Origin of the sequence: Flavonifractor porci (assembly GCF_037572415.1) — a bacterium.
In the GTDB taxonomy this organism is placed as follows: domain Bacteria; phylum Bacillota; class Clostridia; order Oscillospirales; family Oscillospiraceae; genus Flavonifractor; species Flavonifractor porci.
This window is the reverse complement of the sequence record NZ_JBBHLB010000004.1, coordinates 243,290-263,640: the sequence shown is the minus strand read 5'-3', so window position 1 is coordinate 263,640 and position 20,351 is coordinate 243,290. Positions and strand designations below refer to the sequence as shown.

17 protein-coding genes and 1 riboswitch are annotated in these 20,351 nt (G+C 57.0%); of the genes, 6 read left to right on the top strand and 11 right to left on the bottom strand.

Going from position 1 to position 20,351, the window contains the following annotated elements; all coding sequences use genetic code 11:
- Positions 1–183: 183 nt before the first annotated feature.
- The 7 genes from tsf to hprK all read right to left on the bottom strand — a co-directional run bounded on the left by tsf (position 184) and on the right by hprK (position 7,407).
- Entirely contained in the window at positions 184–1,098 is a 915-nt protein-coding gene (gene tsf / locus WHJ28_RS05220) for a translation elongation factor Ts (protein ID WP_340040344.1), read from the bottom strand.
- Positions 1,099–1,178: 80 nt separating this feature from the next.
- A complete protein-coding gene (rpsB, locus tag WHJ28_RS05215; protein WP_087188242.1) occupies positions 1,179–1,904 on the bottom strand; it encodes a 30S ribosomal protein S2 in 726 nt (241 codons plus the stop codon).
- A 221-nt stretch (positions 1,905–2,125) separates the two neighbouring features.
- A complete protein-coding gene (locus tag WHJ28_RS05210) occupies positions 2,126–3,298 on the bottom strand; it encodes a DUF4179 domain-containing protein (RefSeq protein ID WP_340040341.1) in 1,173 nt (390 codons plus the stop codon).
- Positions 3,279–3,779, bottom strand: coding sequence for an RNA polymerase sigma factor (locus WHJ28_RS05205; protein WP_340040339.1), 501 nt, complete (start codon positions 3,777–3,779; stop codon positions 3,279–3,281). Before WHJ28_RS05205 ends, WHJ28_RS05210 begins: the two co-directional genes overlap by 20 nt.
- 107 nt (positions 3,780–3,886) lie before the next feature.
- Entirely contained in the window at positions 3,887–4,906 is a 1,020-nt protein-coding gene (locus WHJ28_RS05200) for an SGNH/GDSL hydrolase family protein (protein WP_340040337.1), read from the bottom strand.
- A 15-nt stretch (positions 4,907–4,921) separates the two neighbouring features.
- Positions 4,922–6,364, bottom strand: a complete 1,443-nt coding sequence (locus tag WHJ28_RS05195) for an MBOAT family O-acyltransferase (protein WP_340040335.1) — start codon at positions 6,362–6,364, stop codon at positions 4,922–4,924.
- A gap of 89 nt (positions 6,365–6,453) precedes the next feature.
- Complete coding sequence (gene hprK, locus WHJ28_RS05190; RefSeq protein ID WP_087188237.1) at positions 6,454–7,407, bottom strand: HPr(Ser) kinase/phosphatase; 954 nt, start codon at positions 7,405–7,407, stop codon at positions 6,454–6,456.
- A gap of 523 nt (positions 7,408–7,930) precedes the next feature.
- Here hprK and rpmB point away from each other — a divergent pair.
- Together rpmB and WHJ28_RS05180 are read left to right on the top strand one after the other, a co-directional pair.
- Positions 7,931–8,119 (top strand): 50S ribosomal protein L28, encoded by a 189-nt coding sequence (rpmB, locus tag WHJ28_RS05185; RefSeq protein WP_087188236.1) that lies wholly within the window; start codon positions 7,931–7,933, stop codon positions 8,117–8,119.
- 1,131 nt (positions 8,120–9,250) lie between these two features.
- A complete protein-coding gene (locus tag WHJ28_RS05180) occupies positions 9,251–9,589 on the top strand; it encodes a histidine triad nucleotide-binding protein (RefSeq protein WP_340040332.1) in 339 nt (112 codons plus the stop codon).
- 43 nt (positions 9,590–9,632) lie between these two features.
- On the opposite strand, the gene WHJ28_RS05175 is transcribed toward WHJ28_RS05180, so the two are convergent.
- The gene (locus tag WHJ28_RS05175; RefSeq protein ID WP_340040331.1) at positions 9,633–10,580 is read right to left on the bottom strand and encodes an alpha/beta fold hydrolase; all 948 of its coding nucleotides are present in this window, start codon (positions 10,578–10,580) and stop codon (positions 9,633–9,635) included.
- Positions 10,581–10,856: 276 nt separating this feature from the next.
- Between WHJ28_RS05175 and pepT the strand changes: the two genes are divergently transcribed.
- Positions 10,857–12,068 (top strand): peptidase T, encoded by a 1,212-nt coding sequence (gene pepT, locus WHJ28_RS05170; protein ID WP_340040330.1) that lies wholly within the window; start codon positions 10,857–10,859, stop codon positions 12,066–12,068.
- A 60-nt stretch (positions 12,069–12,128) separates the two neighbouring features.
- Here pepT and WHJ28_RS05165 read toward each other — a convergent pair whose 3' ends face one another.
- Both WHJ28_RS05165 and WHJ28_RS05160 read right to left on the bottom strand, forming a co-directional pair.
- Positions 12,129–14,912 carry a DNA methyltransferase gene (locus WHJ28_RS05165; RefSeq protein ID WP_340040329.1) on the bottom strand — a complete coding sequence of 928 codons (2,784 nt, stop codon included), beginning with the start codon at positions 14,910–14,912 and terminating at the stop codon, positions 12,129–12,131.
- Positions 14,913–15,051: 139 nt separating this feature from the next.
- Positions 15,052–15,663 carry a LysE/ArgO family amino acid transporter gene (locus WHJ28_RS05160; RefSeq protein ID WP_340040327.1) on the bottom strand — a complete coding sequence of 204 codons (612 nt, stop codon included), beginning with the start codon at positions 15,661–15,663 and terminating at the stop codon, positions 15,052–15,054.
- Positions 15,664–15,778: 115 nt separating this feature from the next.
- Between WHJ28_RS05160 and WHJ28_RS05155 the strand changes: the two genes are divergently transcribed.
- On the top strand, positions 15,779–16,099 hold the full coding sequence (locus WHJ28_RS05155) for a winged helix-turn-helix transcriptional regulator (RefSeq protein WP_425461100.1): 321 nt from the start codon (positions 15,779–15,781) through the stop codon (positions 16,097–16,099).
- Between the two features lie 42 nt (positions 16,100–16,141).
- On the opposite strand, the gene WHJ28_RS05150 is transcribed toward WHJ28_RS05155, so the two are convergent.
- Positions 16,142–16,348, bottom strand: coding sequence for a hypothetical protein (locus tag WHJ28_RS05150; RefSeq protein WP_340040325.1), 207 nt, complete (start codon positions 16,346–16,348; stop codon positions 16,142–16,144).
- Positions 16,349–16,478: 130 nt separating this feature from the next.
- Here WHJ28_RS05150 and WHJ28_RS05145 point away from each other — a divergent pair, with 130 nt between their 5' ends.
- Positions 16,479–18,659, top strand: coding sequence for a DNA topoisomerase III (locus WHJ28_RS05145; protein WP_340040323.1), 2,181 nt, complete (start codon positions 16,479–16,481; stop codon positions 18,657–18,659).
- A 30-nt stretch (positions 18,660–18,689) separates the two neighbouring features.
- Complete coding sequence (locus WHJ28_RS05140; protein WP_340040322.1) at positions 18,690–20,075, top strand: alanine/glycine:cation symporter family protein; 1,386 nt, start codon at positions 18,690–18,692, stop codon at positions 20,073–20,075.
- A gap of 47 nt (positions 20,076–20,122) precedes the next feature.
- Positions 20,123–20,240, top strand: a riboswitch (FMN riboswitch).
- Positions 20,241–20,351 lie beyond the last annotated feature (111 nt).

The following is a 20,351-nucleotide window of genomic DNA, read 5'->3' as shown; positions in this document are numbered from 1 at the left end:
CCACCAGTTGCTCGCCCAATCTCTTTCTCAAAAAATTCTAAATTAGTTCTAAATCAAGCCAAAAACCGGACAAAGAGTAAAAAAGAAACAAAAAAAGAGCCCGGGGAAACGAATTTCCTCGGACTCTTTTGTGAGTCATTATTTCGGGACAATGTGCTTGTTTGCGGGGGGACAAGTACACAATTACTTGCCCAGCTGCTTGGCGATCTCCTCAGCGAAGTTCTCCTGCTTCTTCTCGATGCCCTCGCCCTTCTCAAAGCGAACAGCGTTCTTGAAGCTCACAGCGCCGCCCAGAGCCTTGGCAGCGGAAGCAATATACTGCTCCACGGTCATGGAGCCGTCCTTCACGAACTCCTGCTGCAGCAGGCAGTTCTCCTTGTAGAACTTGCCCATCTTGCCGGCCACAATGCCTTCCTTCACCTTCTCAGGCTTGGAAGCCATCTTGGGATCGTTCTCCATCTGAACCAGCAGGATCTTCTTCTCCTCGTCCAGAGTAGCCTGGTCGACCTGGCTCTTATCCCAGAAGCGGGGATTCAGAGCGGCGATCTGCATGGCCACGTCCTTACCGATGGTCTCCACCTGCTCAGCGGACAGATCGGTCTCCAGGTTGACCAGCACGCCGATCTTGCCGCCAGCATGGATATAGGGCACGGAAATGCCCTCAGCGAAGAAGGCAAAGCGGCGAACCTTGATGTTCTCGCCGATGACCAGCACCATCTCCTGCTGCTCCTCCTGCACGGTGTGGCCGTTGCCGTAAGGCAGAGCCAGCAGAGCATCCAGGTCAGCGGGCTTGTTGGCGGCCACAACAGCAGCCACGCCCTTCACGAAGTCCACGAACTTCTCGTTCTTGCCCACGAAGTCGGTCTCGGCGTTGACCTCGACCACCACACCCATGCCGTCGATAACAGCGGCATAAGCCATACCCTCGGCAGCAATGCGGCCGGCCTTCTTCTGGGAAGCGGCCAGACCCTTCTCGCGCAGGATCTCAACAGCTTTGTCCATGTTGCCCTCGGCCTCAGTGAGGGCCTTCTTGCAGTCCATCATGCCCACGCCGGTCATCTCGCGCAGGGCCTGTACGTCTTTTGCAGTGATTGCCATGATCACATTACCTCCATCTCAATTATAAAAAAGAGCGTCCGCCCGCGCGGGCGGGCGCTCCTGTCATTCATTCGGGTAAATTACTCAGCGGCCTCGGTCTTCTCGGTCTCCTCAGCGGCGTCCTGGCCCTGCTTGCCCTCCTGGATGGCGTTGGCCATCACACCGGAGATCAGCTTAATGGCGCGGATGGCGTCATCGTTGCCGGGGATCACATAGTCGATCTCGTCGGGGTCGCAGTTGGTGTCCACGATAGCCACGATGGGGATGTTCAGCTTGCGGGCCTCGTTGATGGCGTTGCGCTCCTTGCGGGGATCGACCACGAACAGAGCGCCGGGGAGCTTCTTCATCTCCACAACGCCGCCCAGGTACTTCTCCAGCTTGGCGATCTCGCCCAGGTGCTTCATGACTTCCTTCTTGGGCAGCATATCGAAGGTGCCGTCCTCCTGCATCTTCTTCAGCTGGTTCAGACGCTCCACGCGGCCGCGCATGGTCTTGAAGTTGGTGAGCATGCCTCCCAGCCAACGGGCGTTCACATAGTACATACCAACACGCTCAGCCTCTTCCTTAATAGCCTCCTGAGCCTGCTTCTTGGTGCCCACAAACAGCAGGGTCTGGCCGGACTCGCCCAGAGAACGGACGAAGTTGTAGGCCTCCTCCAGCTTCTTCACGGTCTTCTGCAGGTCGATGATATAGATGCCGTTGCGCTCGGTGTAGATATAGGTGGCCATTTTGGGGTTCCAACGACGGGTCTGGTGACCGAAGTGGACGCCCGCCTCGAGAAGCTGCTTCATAGATACGACTGCCATGATAAAATTCCTCCTTTAATTGTTGATTCCTCCACCCGTTTCATTCGGAGCCGGCCAACCTCCAAGCGGAAGCACCTGGCCCCCCGTCCGCGGGTGTGCGTAATCATGCCCGAATATAATATCACAGTGTTTCCAGTTTTGCAAGGATTTTTTCACCTCAAAAAAACAAAAAAGAACCCGGAGTACCCCGGGCTCTTTTACGCCTGAATGCAGCAACTTTTTTAATGTTGGTTGACCTGATTCCAGTAGGTCTCATTACGGAAATAATGGGGGGTAAAGCTGAAGTGGATCACCGCCTCATGCTTCTCTTCCCCATACGCCAGGCTGTTGTCCCCCACAAAGACGATATCTTTGATCTGGGCCACATCAATGGGGGAGTCCAGCTCAAAGCGGACATGGTCAGCCCGGAAGAAGGTCTGCCCCGCGTCATCCTGGAACACATCATGAACACCGCTTCCCTGCTCAAACTCGGTCCACACCCGGGTGCCGTCCTCCAGCAGCACATACACCTGCCAGGGGCCCTGGGCCTCGAAGGCGGCATCGTAGGCCGCCCCATCTGGGATTACCAGATCCATGGCCACACTGACCGGGGAGATGGTCAGGTTTTCCGCCGTGGCCAGCGTGACGCCGTTCAGATTTACGCCGCAGCGCCCTTCAAAAGAATAGATCTCCGCCGTGGTCTCAATGGGAATGGCGAGGGTAAAGTCCATTCCGGACAGCACACGGGTCTCTTTCCCGTTTTCCAGTGCCCACAGGTTGGACAAGTGGGTGACCTTTAGCCATGCCGCCTCCTCCGGCAGGGTCTCATCGCAGGTGATCTGGAGCATCAGGGGGATCACCTGGTCGGTGGTATCCGGGTCGTCCACCGCTCGGAACCCCCAGCCCCAGCTGCGGGGGTCCACCCGCTGGGTACAGTTTTCATCTCCATAGAAGGCGGCGGAGCAGTCTTCCTCTTCCTCCCCCAGCCAGAAGTTCCGTCCGTCCGCAGTCTCCTCCGGTGTGGGAAGCGCTACCCCTGCCGGAGCGGTAAAGTCCAGCAGCACATAGACCCGCTCCTGATCCTTGACCACCTCTTTGACGGCGATGGAGGCGCCGGAGCCATTTTGATCCTCAAAGACCAGATTCAACTGTTCCGCGCCCAGCTGCAGGGCCTGCGCATCATCGGTGATACCAAACAGTTCCCGGAAGGCAGGAGATACCCCCGCCAGGGATGCCGCGCCCACCGCCCCCACCAGCAGGGAGATAGCCGCTACCGCAGCCACCAGTCCCCGGTAGGGCAGGCACATCCGCCGCGCCGTTGTGGCCGCGCGCTCCGCCGTCAGGCGTCGGGTCAGTTCATCCTTTTCCTCCGGCGAGAATTTCAGCCGGTCCAGTTCATCTCGATAGCTTGCCATAGCCCTGTACCTCCAATCCCAGTCTCAGCTTCTGTCTGGCCCGGCTCATCCGGGCCCGTACCGCATCCGCCCGGATACCCAGGATCTCCGCGATTTCATTGGTGTTATAGCCCATATAGTAATAGAGCACCAATACTTCCCGGTATTTGGCGGGCAGCCGCTGGACCTCCTCCAGCACGCCCCCCTCTTCCGGTTGGAAGGCCGCCTGTTCAGCCACCGTATCCAGCCCCACCGTCCGGGTGCGCCAGGGACTTCGCCGCAAGTTTTTACACAGATTGACAGTCACACGGATAAGCCACGCCCGCTCGTGCTCCCGGCTTTCAAAGTCATGGGCGTGGTCCAGCCCCTTAAGCAGCGCCTCCTGGCACACGTCCTGTGCGTCCGGCACATTGTTCAGCAGCGAATAGGCCAGCCGCAGCAGCTGGTCGGAATAAGTGTCCACCAGCCGTCGGGCCAGCGCCTCCCTGTCCTGTCCTTCCATGCTCCTCCCTCCTTCTTGCCTTGTGGATTGGAACGCGTTCACCTGGAATACACCTGGGCAAAGCCAAACGTGACAAAACCTCCGGCCGAAGCCGGAGGTTTTTCAAGTCAGCTCTGGTTTTTCTCCCGCCACCAGGCGGCAGATTCCTCCCAGGCAGCGGTATTTTCCGCAGTCTGTGTTCTGGGGACCAGCCCCACCTCGTCGGTCAGGAACCGGCCCAGCCAGGCGGAGAAAATGGCCGCTCCGTCCTGGTTCAGGTGGCCGCCGTCATAGAGATGCTCTGTGGGGATCAGCCCCATCTCCTCGAAGCTGTCCGACCAGTTGTATACCAGTGCCTCCCCATCCAGGGCCAGAATGTCTGCCGTATTGCGGGCGTACTGCTCCTGAGTACAGCGGGTATAGCTTGGATTGAATGTAACAATGGGCTGGGCGCCGTGCTCCCGGCAGAGGTCCAGGATCCTGCCCAGCCATACCAGGTTGGCGGCGTAGTCCTCCTCCGACACCGTGCGGTTGCCCTCCACCACGGTTTCTCCCACGCCGTCCATCACCTGATCCACCGGCGTAAAGCCCTTGTAGTGGTCCCCCTGTACCGGGACCGCTGCTTTTTTCAGATCGCTTTTGCCCATCTCCTTCCAACGGCTGTGGTAGAGAGACAGGTCAAAGAGCAGTCCGGTCCGCAGGTTTTCCTCAGACGCCGTAAAGATGGCGCCCAGCTTGTTGACCGAGAAGGGCATCTGGCTCACATTCTGCTGGGTATAGTTCTGGTACTGCTTAAAGTACAGAGAGGTACCCTCCAGCACCACGGCGGATGGAGACTGCGTGCGGAAAATCTCTTTCAAATACCAATAGGTAATGGACAGAGGCTGTTCCGAGCCCGCCATCACATACCCCGTCAGGCCGGAGGCATCATACACCACCGAGGGGTTGAAATCGCAGTAGGCAAAGGAGCTGCCCAGATAAATCACGTCCAGGCTGTTCTCCGGTTCCGCCCGAAAGGAACTCCAGGTGGCACCGTACATGGTCTGGGCGGGCCGAAGAACATCGGAGACAAAATTGACCATCACTGCCGCCAGCAGCAGGAAGAGGAGGGCAAAGAAGCACTCTTTCCCCTTGTTCAGGCGCTTCATTGGTGTATCCCCTCCTTAAAAACTGAATCCATACATAAAATCCTGGGCGTCGTACCCCGCTCCATAGCTGCCGAAGATCAGGCAGCCAAAGAGGAGCACCCATAAGATGCACCACCGTACCATCCGGGGCTGTTGCAGATAGGCCTTCCACAGATTGTACCGCTTGCTCAACAGATCCACCAGCAAGAGCAGCAGCAGACCCGCAGCGGCCACCAGCAGCTCCCACCGGTCCAGGCCCATGCTCTGACGCACCCACAGGGGACCGTGGAGCATCCCACCCAATACCGCCAGGGCGTTGGACAGGGAGCTGGCCTTGAAGAACACCCAGGCCACCGTAGCCAGCAGGAAGGTGATCAGAACCTGCGCCCCATGCCGGAAGGGACCGTCCTCCCTGATGTGGAGCAGCCGGTACCCGCCGTCCCGCAGGGGTGCGGTGACCGCCCCCATCACCTGATAGAGGCCGTTGAGCACGCCCCACACTACAAAGGTCATAGCCGCCCCGTGCCACAGGCCGCTGACGGCAAAAACGATGAGTACATTCAGATATTTCCGGGCAGTGCCCCGCCGGGAGCCGCCCAAGGGGATGTAGAGGTAGTCCCGGAACCAGTTGGACAGGGACATATGCCACCGCCGCCAGAATTCCGCAATGGACCGGGAAAAATAGGGTGTGTCAAAGTTTTCCCGCAGGGTGAAGCCCATGCTGTGGGCCACGCCCAGGGCCATGTCGGTGTAGGAGGAGAAATCACAGTAGATCTGAAGGGAAAAGGCCACCGCCGCCCCCATCACCTGCACCGCGCCAAAGGTCTCCGGCGCCCCGAAGATGGTGTTGACCAGCACCGCCAGCCGGTCGGCCAGCACCATTTTCTGAAAGGCGCCCCATAAAAAGCGCACCAGCCCCTCCCGGAATTTGTTCCAGTCAAAGGGATGCGGTTCCCGGAACTGGGGAATAAGCTCCCCTGCCCGGCCGATCGGGCCGGACACCACCTGAGGGAAGAAGGAGAGAAACAGAGCGTGGAGCAGAAAATTCCCCTGGGCCTCCGTCTTACCCCGCCATACGTCGATCACATAGCCCATGGCCTGGAAGAGATAGAAGGAGATACCCACCGGCAGCACAATGTCCAGTACCGGCATATTCCAGGCAATCCCCATGCCGTGAAGAACTTCTCCCGCCATAGAGAGAGCGAAGTTGACATATTTAAAGAGGAAGAGCAGCACCACGTCGGTCAGCAGGCAGAGCGCCAACACCCATTGTTTTTTCTTCTTTCCCAAGGCGATCCCCGCTCCATAGGAGGTGAGAATCACAAAGAGCAGCAGGGTGAGATAGACCGGCTTGGCGCACAGATAGAAAAACCAGCTGGCCAGCAGCAGCCACAGGTTCCGCACCTTCCGGGGCAACAGGAAATAACCCAGCGCTGTCACCGGAAAGAAGCAGAAGAAGGGCAGGGATAAAAAGGTCAAGAGCGGTCACATCCTTTAAAAAGCCCGCCGGGCTTTGCTCCGGGGCCTCTGGCTCCGAAGTCCGCCTCGGCGGGCCGTGATCTGAGGGATTACTTGTTCATCTGGGCGCTCATGGCCTGGTCAAAGTGCTCGTTGATCTGCTTGGTAAACTCCAGAGCGGCGTTGTAGCCCATCTTCTTGTGGCGGTTGTTCATGGCCGCCACCTCGATGATGACCGCCAGATTCCGGCCCGGCTTCACCGGAATGGTGAGAGAGGGCACCTGTACGTCCAGGATGGTGGTGTACAGGTTCTCCAGGCCCAGCCGGTCATACATGGCCCCGTCCTTCCACTGCTCCAGGCTGATGACCATGTCGATCTCCGCCTCTTCCTTAACAGCACTCATACCGAACAGGCGGCGTACGTCGATGACACCGATGCCCCGCAGTTCAATATAGTGGCGGATGAGCTCGGGGGCAGTACCCATCAGGCCGCCGGTAACCGTCTGCTTGATCTCCACCGCATCGTCGGCAATGAGGCGGTGGCCACGCTTTACCAGCTCAATGGCGGTCTCGCTCTTACCCACACCGGACTCGCCCAGCAGCAGCACGCCCTCGCCGTACACCTCCACCAAGACACCGTGGCGGGTGATGCGGGGGGCCAGGTAGGACTTCAGAGAGGCAATGATGGTACTCATCAGTACGCTGGTAGTATCCTGGCTGCGGAGTACCGTCCGATCATACTTCTCCGCCATCTCCATACACTCCGGGAAGGGATCAATGCCACGGGAAACGATGAGGGCGGGAATATCCTGGCTCAGCAGCAGCTCAAAGCTCTCCCGCCGCTGATCCGGCGTCAGGCCGGAGAGGTAGGTATCTTCCACCTTGCCGATGACCTGGAGCCGGTGGGGATCGAAGTAGTCGAAAAATCCGGTAAGCTGCAGGCCGGGACGATTCACGTCCTCGGTGCAGATGGCCTGATCCTCATAGCCCTCCGCACCACGCAGGACCTCCAGATTAAACTTTTTGATCAATTCGCCCAGTTTGACGGTGTACAAGCTTTCCATAGCTCTTCCTCCTATAAAGGCGGGTTGTCCCCCGCCGGTCATTTCAAAGCGATTTGTTTTATTATAATACGTACTGAACAAAGCCACAAACCTTGAAAACCAAGGTTTTCAAGGCCAAATGGCTTTGTTCAAGTGCAAGGGTTTTGGACGATCTCGTCCAAAAAAACTCGCACTTTCCGTTGGTGCGTTGAGACGCGCCAACGGAAATACGCATTGTAACAATGGCTGAATTTCATAAAAACGGCCACTTCGAGCTGTTTTTATGAAATTGCGCGGCTACCTCCGCGCGAATAAACCGCATCGCGGTTTATTCAGTAGACATTATTATACCATTCTCTTCTCCCGATTTGCAACCGGGAAGGCAATTTGTCAAAAGAAGCGGTGTCATAAGAACCTGTATACAGGTCCCACAGAAAAATTCCAGTCATTTTTAAAAAAGCACTTGCATTTTTCCGAAAGTTCTGCTATCATATCGTTCGATGCTTTTATAAGCGTATCCTGACGAGCGAGGAGGTATAAGCGAATGGCCAAATGTGAATTTTGCGACAAGGGTGTCGTGTTCGGTATTAAGGTGTCCCACTCTCACCGCCGCACCAACCGCCCCTGGAAGCCCAATGTGAAGCGCGTCAAGGCGATCGTCAACGGCACGCCCAAGCACGTTTATGTGTGCACCAGATGCCTCCGTTCGGGTAAGGTCACCCGCGCTGTGTAATTGACCAATAGAAACCAGCGTCTTTTATACCTGAAAAAACAGCAGCATGATGCCTTAGCATCATGCTGCTGTTTTTTTGAATTGTGAAACCGTCGGCAGATTTGACGCTTATTTTGCAGCAACAAGCTCCATCTGTTAGCTCTTTTCCGTCTTTTTCACAAATCCCATATTCCAGAATTTTAATGATAGATTTGGTGCCCACAGTATGGGCAGGTAGTCATTCCAATCATTCCCTGGAGGGGCAAATGCGTATGACAAGCAGGGCATCGCCAAAAAATGAAGAAAAATATGAAACCTGCACACGCAATCACAAGGCCCAAAATACCCACTAATGGCGTGGCCGCCTTCCAAAAGAGCGAAAGAATCATGGACAGCATTCCCAGAATAATAAGTGTATTCCCTATGCGCACTACCCTCTTCATATTTTTCACCCCAGCATCAAGTAATGTGAGCCGGAAATTGCGGACAAACAGGTGAAATATCGGAAACGGTCTTACTTTCTATCCCAGTAATTTCTACAGACATCACGTATGCACTTGTATTGGCATAAATATCATTATATGCTTTTACCGCATTAAAATTGCTATCATATCCAGCAGGAACAGAATAAATTATGCGGCTACCCTGAACAACATTTGGCGTCACTTTAATGCCATCATATTCAAATTCTGGATATTGATATCCGACAGCAGTTTCTCCTTTCGTCGAAATATAGGATCTACTGCAATAGTAACCCCATCGGAATCATCCCTTCTCATTATTATTGAATACATTCCATTAGAACCAAACCTAAGTAAGAACCACTTGCGCTTTGCATATCTCTAATTATTTACAATTTTTATGCCACTGGTACTTGCAACACCTACGCCAAGCAATTTGCATAAAATACAACCATTTTATATTTACTTTTTCAGTCATATTATATCATTTTATCATATGGTCTTCAAGTATATTCTTGCGCTTGGGTGTTAGGCAGCAAGACCCGCAAAGCTGCTTTCTTGTTTCCTTTTGCTGTTGTATTCCCAGTTCAGAAACCACTCGGCATGGACCTGTCTTTTTCCCTTTCAGGCATGACAATCCCACCCTTCTGTGCTATACTGGACCCAGCTTGACAAATGAGGAGGTCCTGCTATGAGCGACTGTCTGTTCTGTAAGATCGCCGCCGGGGAGATCCCGTCCAACAAGGTCTACGAGGACGATCAGGTCTTTGCCTTCTATGACATCGATCCCCAGGCGCCCACCCATTTCCTGGTGATCCCCAAGGCCCACATCGGCTCCTGCGGTGAGATCACCGCCGACAATGCCGGCGTGGTGGCCCATATCTTTGAGGTCATCTCCAATGTGACCGCCCAGCTGGGCATCACCGACTTCCGGGTGGTGTCCAATTGCGGGGAGCAGGCGGGCCAGTCGGTCCACCACCTGCACTTCCATGTGCTGGCGGGCCGGGACATGACCTGGCCTCCGGGCTGATCCCCCAAAGGAAAAGCGGCCGCGCTGCGCGCGGCCGCTTTTGTCATGCCTCTTTTCTGGTTAAATGCCCCTCCAGCCAGGCCAGCACATCCTCATAGACCTGCTGACGGTTGGTCTCATTGAGCATCTCGTGGCGTCCCTCCGGGTAGAGCTTGAGGGCAACGTCCTTCACCCCCGCCTCTCTGAACCAGCGGGCCACTTTTTTGACACCCTTACCCTGCTGGCCCACCGGGTCCCGGTCTCCGGCAAAGAAGTACACCGGCGTATTCGGGTCCAGCCGGGCCAGGGTGCTCTTCCGGGCCAGCAGATTAAGGCCGTGCATCATGTCGTGGAACATACTCACCGAGGGCAGGAACTGGCATAGAGGGTCGGCGCAGTAGGCGTCCACCACCGCCTGATCCCGGGATATCCAGTCCGCCCCGGTGCGGGTGGGCTTGAACTGCTTGTTGTAAGCCCCAACCGACAGGTTATCCAGCAGTTTGCTGTGCGCTCTGGGGCCTTTGGTTTTCAGCAGCAGGCCGGAGAGGGCCAGCCCCGCGTTCACCTTGGCGGGTGCCTCCTGGCCTGTACCCGACAGGATGGCCCCGTCCACCGTACCCGGCCAGTAGCTGAGGTAACCCCGCACCACAAAGGAGCCCATGGAATGGCCCATGATAAAATAGGGTACCTCCGGACAGGCCTCCCCCGCCAGCCGCCGCAGGGTGCGGGTATCCTTGAGCACATACTTCCACCCATCCTTGTCGGCAAACCAGCCGTACTCCGAGGGGTCCGCCGCCGTACGGCCGTGGCCCAGGTGGTCGTGACCCACCACCCAGTAGCCATGCTCCGCCAGGAACCGGGCAAAATCATCGTACCGGCCGATATATTCCGAAATTCCGTGGACCAGCTGCACAATGGCTCTGGGCCGCTCCGCCTCCCCTTTCCACCAGGTGGCTCCCACCAGATGAACGCCGTCGCTGGAGGGGAAGGTAAATTCCTGCGTCGTTACCATAGAAATCTAGCTCCTCTTATGTTATAATAACCGCAGTCCAAACAGCCGAGCTGTTTGGGGCCGCCTTTCAGGCGGCTAGGCGCGGCGAACCGCCGCGCACTGCGCTTGTTACACCATGGCCGAAACCGGCTGCGCCGGTTTTCGCCGCTCTGCGGTGCGCAAGCCGGAGCGGCTTGCAGCCATGGTATAATATCGGATGCTATTTAGTTTAGTCTATTCCATTGCCCGGTATCCGTCAAGAGCAAGGAACGGAAACCGGGAGAAAGGACGCAGAACATGAACGCTGTGGAACGTTTTTTAAAGTACGTCACCTATGATACCCAGTCGGACGAACACAGCCAGACCACACCCTCCACCGAAAAGCAAAAGGTGCTGGGGGCCGTTCTGGCGGAGGAGCTGAACCAGCTGGGCCTGCACAACGCCCACATGGACGAGTATGGCTACGTCTACGGCTGGCTGCCCGCCACTCCGGGATGTGAGGGCATCCCCTGCATGGGCCTCATCGCCCATATGGACACCGCCCCCAGCGCCCCCGGCGCCGATGTAAAGCCCCGCATCGTCCACTATGAGGGGGGCGACATCGTTCTCAACGAGGAAAAGCAAATTGTAATGAAGGCCGCCGAGTTTGAAAGCCTGTCCAACTATGTGGGCCAGGACCTGATCGTCACCGACGGTACCACCCTGCTGGGCGCCGACGATAAGGCCGGCGTGGCGGAGATCATGTCCGCCGTGGAATATCTCACCCTCCACCCCGAGATCCCCCACGGTCGCATTGCCGTCGCCTTCACCCCCGACGAGGAGGTGGGCAACGGCGCTGATCACTTCGACGTGGCCGGTTTTGGCGCGGCGGTGGCCTACACCGTGGACGGCGGCGAGCTGGGCGAGCTGGAGTATGAAAACTTCAACGCCGCCAGCGCTCAGATCACCATTCATGGCGTGAACATCCACCCCGGCTCTGCCAAAAACAAGATGAAGAGCGCCATCCTCATGGCCGTGGAGCTGGTCAACCTGCTGCCCCCCGCCGAGACTCCCGCCCACACCGAGGGCCGGGAGGGCTTCTACCACCTGTGCGAGATGTCCGGCGATGAGACCACCGCCACCCTCTCCTATATCATCCGGGACCACGACCGTGCCAAGTTTGAGGACCGCAAGGCCTTCCTGACCCGTGTTGTGGACTATCTCAACGCCAAATACGGCGCCGGTACCGTGGAACTGGATCTGAAGGACTCCTACTACAATATGCTGGAGCAGATCGAGCCTCATATGTACCTGATCCACCGCGCCCGGGCGGCTATGGAGGCCATTGGCATCGAACCGCTGGAGGTGCCTATCCGCGGCGGCACCGACGGCGCCCGGCTCAGCTACATGGGACTCCCCTGTCCCAATCTGTGTACCGGCGGCGTCAACTTCCACGGGGTCCACGAGTATATCCCGGTGGACGCCCTGCACAAGATGACCGATGTACTGGTCCATCTGGTGAAGGCCTGAACAAGCGCAAAACAGCGCCGTCTGCTCAGCAGACGGCGCTGTTTTTATGGCCCTTTCGTTTTATTTGCCCGTGGCTTCCGTCAATTTCTGATACAGCTTCATCAGCTCCGCCACGCAGGTGGTCTCGGTGGTGGTCTTGATGTCGAAGCCGTAGGCCCGCATGACGGCCTTGTCGTTCTGCTGGTGGGCTTTCCGCAGCTCCGGGGGCATGGTGGTCTCGTCGTAGAGATCGGCCAGGCTGGAATCGGGATAGAGGGCCCGGGCGTCCAGAATGGCCTGGGCGGTCTCCTCGATCTTGGCCTTCTGTTCGTCGGTAGGCGTGGGCCAGGGGAAGTTGTTGTAAACCACATCCTTGGAATAACGGTAGTCACTCTTAATCCGCCCACATACAGCTCTTGTCCAGGCCATATGAACATTAGACATCAATACTCCAAAATGGAAAAGTCCGGCATTTGGAATGATTTGTACTGCATCATTAACTATCACTTGTGGCGATACAAAACCGAATGGAATATATCGTCTCGTTTCAGAAGAGTGCCTAGGAATGATAATATATTGAGTGTCTGGATGTCGAATTTCTTGGAAAAGAGTTGGTGTATCAGCACTTTTCCGAGTAGCCTCCTTTGTACTTTCCTGTCTAAACTTTCGGACTGCTTCTACTCTTTCCAAAATAAATTTTGACTTTCGCAGTTCAGCAGGAGAAGCGCCAACCAACCATAAACAATAGCGAGTTTTATTGTTGATATATTCGGTTGCACCATATACCCGTCTAATATATTTTTCAATTCCCGGTTCCGCCTGAATTACTTCTTGGTATTCTTCTGGTGTTAAAAATAAGAAGCCGCCATCGGTTGGTTTATTTCCATACACCATTTCCGGAACATTGCAAATAACTCGGGTTCTACTTTCAATAAAAACATCTGGACCATCAATAAGATAAGCATTGATGTTTTCAACTTCCTGACATCGCTCCGCAATGTAGAGCTTGCGATGGCTCGTATATGGTGCAACACTAAATCCAACTATTACGCAATGAACATGAGCTTTTAGGCTGGCTTCACTGTCCCAGCGGAAGGTGCGGTGTGCAAAATCGATATGAATTCCGAAACGGTCATACAGCGGCTTCCAAACACCCGCAACCTGCTCACCCTGTGTGATGGAATTTGTGGACACAAAGGCGGTGCGTATGGTTGAGTTCTGCATAAACACTGCTGCTTTGAAATACCAGCCTGAAACATAGTCGATTTTTCCTGCCGTCTTATATGGTTTTCCCTTTTCATCAATATAGATGGATAAAATATCCTGTTTCTGTTCCTTGCTTTGAAGGGAGTACCCCACAAACGGCGGGTTGCCCATGATGTAATCCAGCTCATGCTTGGGCACCACGCTCTCCCAGTCCATCCGCAGGGCGTTGCCCTCCACGATGTTGGCGTAGGATTTCAGCGGCAGGAAATCCAAAGACATATGGATAATGTCCTCAGTCTCCTTCATCATCTGGCTCTCCGCGATCCACAGGGCCGTCTTGGCCACGGTCACGGCGAAGTCGTTGATCTCGATGCCGTAGAACTGGCCGATGGAGACCTCAATGGGGTTGGTGAAATCCCCCATGGTGATCTGGTCGGAGAGGGACCGCAGGGCCTCGTTTTCCAGCTTGCGCAGGGAGATGTAAGTCTCCGTCAGGAAGTTGCCTGAGCCGCAGGCCGGGTCCAGGAATTTCAGGCCCGCCAGCTTATGCTGGAAGTCTTTCAGGCGGCGCTTCCGGGTGGTCTCCACCGCCACAGCCTGAATCTCCGCCAGCTCCCCCTTCAAATCGTCCAGAAACAGCGGGTCAATGACCTTGTGGATATTCTCGATGCTGGTATAGTGCATCCCGCCGGAGCGCCGGGTCTCCGGGTTCAGGGTGCTCTCAAACACAGCGCCGAAAATGGTGGGACTGATGGAGGACCAGTCAAAGTCCGCGCTGGCCCGCTGGAGGATCAGGTCCACAATGGTCTCGTCCAGCCGGGGAATGATGATAGCCTCATCGGCAAACAGCCCGCCGTTGACATAGGGAAACGAAGCCAGATCGTCGTCCATATAGGGGTCCCGGTCCTCCGGCCTGGTATCCAGCACCTGGAACAGATCCATCAGAGCACGGCGGGCGTCGCTCTGGTGGCGCTGCATATAGTCGTGGAACTTGCCGTGGCCCCCGAAAATCTCCGCGTCCTCGGCGTACAGGCAGAACACCAGCCGGACGCACAGGGCGTTCAGGCTCTTCAGCGTCTCCGGGGATTCCGGGTCCTTGTACTGCTTCAAAAGCGCGTCGTACAGGGTACCCACGATCTCACCGGCCTGCAAGGAGATCTCCATCTCCTTCCTGATGTTTTCGTCTCCGGTGTCCACCAGGAAATTCAGGCGGTGATATTCCTTCTCCAGATCGGCCAGGGCCACCACTTCCGGCTCGTCGTTGGGGCGGTTCATGTCGTGGACGTGGAACTCCCGGAAATTGCATACCACGATCCACCGGGGGTTCTTGTCGTGGGGCAGATAGCCCGCGTAACGGCGGGCCTGCTGATAGGGGATCAGCATGGAGCCGTCAGACTGCTTGTAGCCCCGCCGCAGGTCGATGTCCGCCCCCTTTTGCTCAATGAGGACACGGGTATCCTTGATATATCCATCAATGAAGCTGACGTGGTCCAGCTTCACAGGACACTCAAACTCAATGGCCTTCTCCGGCTCCGCCACACCGTAGACGTTCCGAAGCAGGTCGATCCAGAAACGCTGGGTCTCCTGCTTCTCGTCGCCCCGGCCTGCCCAATAGGCTGTAAACTCCTTCGCCGCCGCCCTCTGCTGCACATCTGTCATGATATCCGCTCCTCCTGGGTGCTGATTTACTGCTTTTATTAAGCATAGCATAGACCTGTTCATATTTCCAGCCGCCGTATCAGATTCTCCTGCCGCTGATTGGACATAAAAAATCCCCTCCGTTGGGAGGGGACTTTTTTTACATGACCATCTGAAAGAACTGCCAGATCAGCTTGCCGCCGTAGAAAATAATGATAATGCCGCAGACAATGTTGATGACCCGCAGGATCTTGTCGTTGAAGCGGGCGGAGAAGAGGGAGATCAGCACCGTGATGCCGAAGAACCATAGGAAGGAGGCGGTGGAGGACCCCAGGATCAGCTGGGTGCTCACCCCGCCGGGGTTGCCCGCCCGGAAGCCGCCGAACAGCATGGTGCCGTCGATGATGGCCTGAGGGTTGAACCAGGTCACCACGCAGGCCTTGGCCGCCACACGGGGCAGGGAGATGTTTACATCCACATTGTTGTCCATGGTGGGCTTATCCCGCAGCAGACTGATCCCGATCCAGATCACGATGGCGCCGCCTACCAGCAGAATGACCATCTGCAGCCAGGTAAAGTGCTCCATCAGCGCGCCAATGCCAAAGAAGCAGGCCAGCGCCAGGGTCACATCAAAGAAGACCACGATGAGGGCGGTCAGCAGCGCCTTGTGCCTTGGCTGGGTCAGGGCCGAGTTGATGACAAACAGGTTCTGCATCCCGATGGGGGCCACATAGGCCAGGCCAATGCCAAGACCGGTCAGATAGGGCGGCATGGAAATTCCTCCTAAAAAATGCTTTTCATTTTTACAACCTGGTAGTATTATAGTACCTATATTGCCCCAGCGCAAGAGCGCAGAAATTTCGTACCAGGTAAGGAGGAACTGACCTGTGGAACATGAAAACTGTCCCTGCATGGAGACCTGCCCGCTGAACCACGCCCTGTCCCTTATCGGCGGCAAGTGGAAGATGCAGATCCTGTGCTCCCTGTACAACAATGGCCCCACCCGGTACAATCAACTGAAAAAGACGCTGGACGGGGTATCCAACACAGTGCTGGCCAATGCCCTGCGGGAGCTGGAGGAGGACAAGCTGGTCACCCGGACAGAGTATCTGGAGGTACCGGTGCGGGTGGAATACAGCATCACTGAGCCCTGCAAGCAGCTGATCCCCATTCTGGATCAGCTGGGCAACTGGAGCATCTCCCTCTAAATACAAAAAAGCCGCGGGATTTGCCCGCGGCTGGATAGAAACTCAGTCTTTGTGGGTCATATTGAACTTGACCCGGTTCCAGAAGGTATCCTTCTCGTATCCCTTGGACACCCGGAACTGCCATTCCGCGTCCCTGGCCTGCCTGCGGCAGACTTTTTCTGCATGGCTCATCCGGTCGTCAGGAGGAAGGTTCTGGCTCAGCCTGGCCTGCATCATAGCAAACGCAGCAGTCATTCCTAACCCTTGCATATGATACTCCTTTCTCAGTCGCACCAGTAACGGGGATTCCTTCTGACTTAAACATACCAGAGCGGTATCCAAAAGTCAACCGTTGAAAATCACCCAAAAACGCCGTTTACCGGCGGTTAGGAGAATCTATATGGCTAAAACATTGGTATTGGCGGAAAAGCCCTCGGTAGCGCGGGAATTGGCCCGTGTGTTGGGCTGCAAAAAGTCCGGCGAGGGTTTTCTGGAGGGGGAACACTACATCGTCACCTGGGCCCTGGGCCATCTGGTGGAGTTGGCGCCCCCGGAGGACTACGACAAGGCCTGGGCCAAGTGGGATCTGCTCACTCTGCCCATGCTGCCTGACAGAATGAAAACGGTGGTCATTCCCCAATCCGGGCGGCAGTTCCGGGCGGTACAGGCCCAGATGCGCCGGGGGGACATCAGCGATCTGGTCATCGCCACCGACGCCGGCCGTGAGGGGGAGCTGGTAGCCCGGTGGATCATGGAGAAGGCGGGCTGGAAGAAGCCGGCCAAGCGGCTGTGGATCTCCTCCCAGACCGATAAGGCTATCAAGGAGGGCTTTGCCCACCTGCGTCCCGCCGCCGACTACGACAACCTGTACCACTCCGCCCGGGCCCGCAGCGTGGCCGACTGGGTGGTGGGTCTCAACGTCACCCGGGCCCTCACTTGTAAATACAACGCTCAGCTGTCCGCCGGACGGGTCCAGACCCCCACCCTGGCCCTCATTGTGGACCGGGAGGAGGAGATCCGCAAGTTCCAGCCCAAGGAATTTTACACCGTATCCGTGAAGCTAAATGGCTTCACAGCGACATGGCGCGATAAAAACGGACAAGCCCGTATTTTCAATAAGGAGCAAGCAGATTCCCTTGTCAATAAACTGACAGGAAAGACCGCCGTGCTCACCGAAGTCAAGCGCACCTGGAAGCAAACGCCTCCCCCTGCCGCCTACGACCTGACCGAGCTGCAGCGGGACGCCAACAAGAAGTACGCCTACTCCGCCAAGGAGACCCTGTCCGTCATGCAGAACCTCTATGAGGTCCACAAGATCCTCACCTATCCCCGCACCGACTCCCGCTATATCTCCGACGACGTGGTCCCCACCCTGCCTGAGCGGCTGCGCAGCGTGATGATCGACGAATACGCCCCTCTGGCCCGGCAGATCATGAGCCATCGTCCCCTCCAGACCCGCTACCTGGTGAACAACGCCAAGGTGAGCGACCACCACGCCATCATCCCCACCGAGGAACAGGTGGACCTGTGGCGGCTGTCCGGTCCGGAGCGCAACATCTTCGACCTGGTGGCCCGCCGCTTCCTGGCGGTGCTGCTGCCCCCCTTCGAGTATGAGGAGGTCTCTCTCAAGCTGACCATCGACGGCGAGACCTTCCATGCCCGGGGTAAAATCGTAAAGGAGCCCGGTTGGAAGGCGGCCTATGACCGCTCCTTCGATCTGGAGGAGCCGGAGGACGAGGAGGAGCGGGAGCAGTCTCTGCCCGACCTGCGCCAGGGGGATAAGCTGCCTGTGCTGTCCGTCCGGGCCAATGTGGGCAAGACCGCGCCTCCCAAGCGGTACACCGAGGCCACCCTGCTCACCGCCATGGAGCACCCCGCCGCTCAGGTACAGGACCGGGACCAGAGCAAGATCCTGGAGGAGACCGGAGGTCTGGGCACCCCCGCCACCCGGGCGGATATCATTGAAAAGCTGTTCTCCTCCTTCTATATCGAGCGGCGCGGCAAAGAGCTGGTACCCACCTCCAAGGGGGTCCAGGTGGTGGGACTGGCCCCCGCCGACCTGCGCTCAGCCTCCCTCACCGCCCAGTGGGAAAAACGGTTGGGAGACATCGCCCAGGGCAAGGAGAAGGAGGACGCCTTCGTGGGTGAAATGAAGGGCTACGCCTCCCATCTGGTGGCCGAGGTGAAGTCCAGCGACGCCACCTATACCCACGATAATGTGACCCGGGAAAAGTGTCCCGACTGCGGCAAGTTCCTGCTCAGCGTCAAGGGTAAGCGGGGCAAGATGCTGGTATGTCCCGACCGTGAGTGCGGCTACCGCCGCTCGGTCACCCAGACCACCAACGCCCGCTGCCCCAACTGCCACAAAAAGATGGAGCTGCGGGGCGAGGGGGATAAGCAGCTCTTCGCCTGCGTGTGCGGCTACCGGGAGCGGCTCAGCGACTTCAAGAAGCGGCGGGAGAGCAGATCCGCCGGCAAGGGAGATGTGCGCCGCTACCTCCAGCAGCAGGAGCAGCAGAAGGACAGCGGCAGCTCCGCCATGGCCGAGCAGCTGAAAAAGTGGCTGGAACAGAACAAATAAGAGAGAACGAGAGAGAAAAGAGGGGTTTCTATGGATGTAATCGTATCCTTCATCAACTGGCTGGACGACTTTATCTGGGGCATTCCCATGATCGTGCTGCTCTTCGGCACCCACCTGTTTATGACGGCACGCACCGGCTTTATCCAACGCAAAACCTTTACGGGCATTCGCCTGTCGGTGACCCGTGACCCCGACTCCCCCGGCGACGTGAGCCAGTTTCAGGCCCTCACAACTGCACTGGCATCCACCATCGGCACCGGCAACATCATCGGTGTGGGCACCGCCATTTTTCTGGGCGGCCCAGGCGCGGTATTCTGGTGCTGGATCGCCGGCATCTTCGGTATCGCCACCAAGTACGCCGAGTCCCTCATCGCCGTGAAGTACCGGGTGCGCACCCCAGACGGCAAGATGCAGGGCGGCGCCATGTATGCCCTGGAGCGGGGCCTGGGCCTGAAATGGCTGGGCGTCCTCTTTGCCGCCCTGGCCGCTCTGGCCTCCTTCGGCATCGGCTGCGGCACCCAGATCAACGCCATTGCCGAGGTCATCCAGAACAACGTTCCCTTCTCTATCCCGCCCATTATCATCGGCCTCGTGGGCGGCCTGCTCACTGCCATCGTTATTATTGGCGGCATCAACTCCATTGCCAGCGTCTGTGAAAAACTGGTGCCCTTCATGGCAGCCTTCTATGTATTGGGCTGTATCATCATTCTGGGCTTCAACTACGACTTCATCCTCCCTGCCATCGACGCTATTATCCATCTGGCCTTTACCCCCGGCGCGGTGGCCGGCGGTCTGGTGGGCCAGGGTCTGATGATCGCCATGCGCTTCGGCGTGGCCCGAGGCCTGTTCTCCAATGAGTCTGGCTTGGGCTCCGCTCCTCTGGTGGCCTCCGCCGCCCAGACCCGCAACCCAGTGCGTCAGGCCCTGGTCTCCGCCACCGGCACTTTTTGGGACACGGTGGTAGTTTGCCTCATGACCGGTCTGGTGCTGGTATCCACTATCATGAAAAACCCTGCCATCAACATGGCGGATGTGGCAGACGGCGGCCAGCTGACCACCCTGGCCTTTGCTCAGATCCCCGTGCTGGGACCGGTGATCCTGGTGGTGGGCATCATCACCTTTGCCTGGTCCACCATCCTGGGCTGGTCCTACTACGGTGAGCGGTGCGCCCAGTATCTGTGGGGCAAAAAGGCCATTCTCCCCTACAAGATCCTCTTTGTGGCGGTGGTTGTAGTGGGCCCGGTGCTGGCTCTGGACCTGGTGTGGACCATTGCCGATATCCTCAACGCTTTCATGGCTATCCCCAACCTGGTAGCGGTCCTTCTGCTCTCCGGCGTCATTGCAAAAGAGACCAAATACTATCTGAATCACCTGGACGAGGTGGATACCACCGAGATCCCCAGCGTGGATAAGTAGTTGACAACACTTTTTTGCAGTGCTATGATAAGGCCAACAAGTTCATATGCAGTCTTCAGGGCAGGGTGAAATTCCCGATCGGCGGTAAAGTCCGCGAGCGCGCAAGCGCAGGATTTGGTGTAATTCCAAAACCGACAGTTAAAGTCTGGATGGAAGAAGACGCCGGCGGGAATGGATGTACCCTTTTTTCTTTTGGTACCATTTTTCCTGCCCAGCAGTTGCTTTCTCAGCGCCCCGAAGTTAATTCGGGGCGCTTTTTTCGTCCCGAAAAAGGAG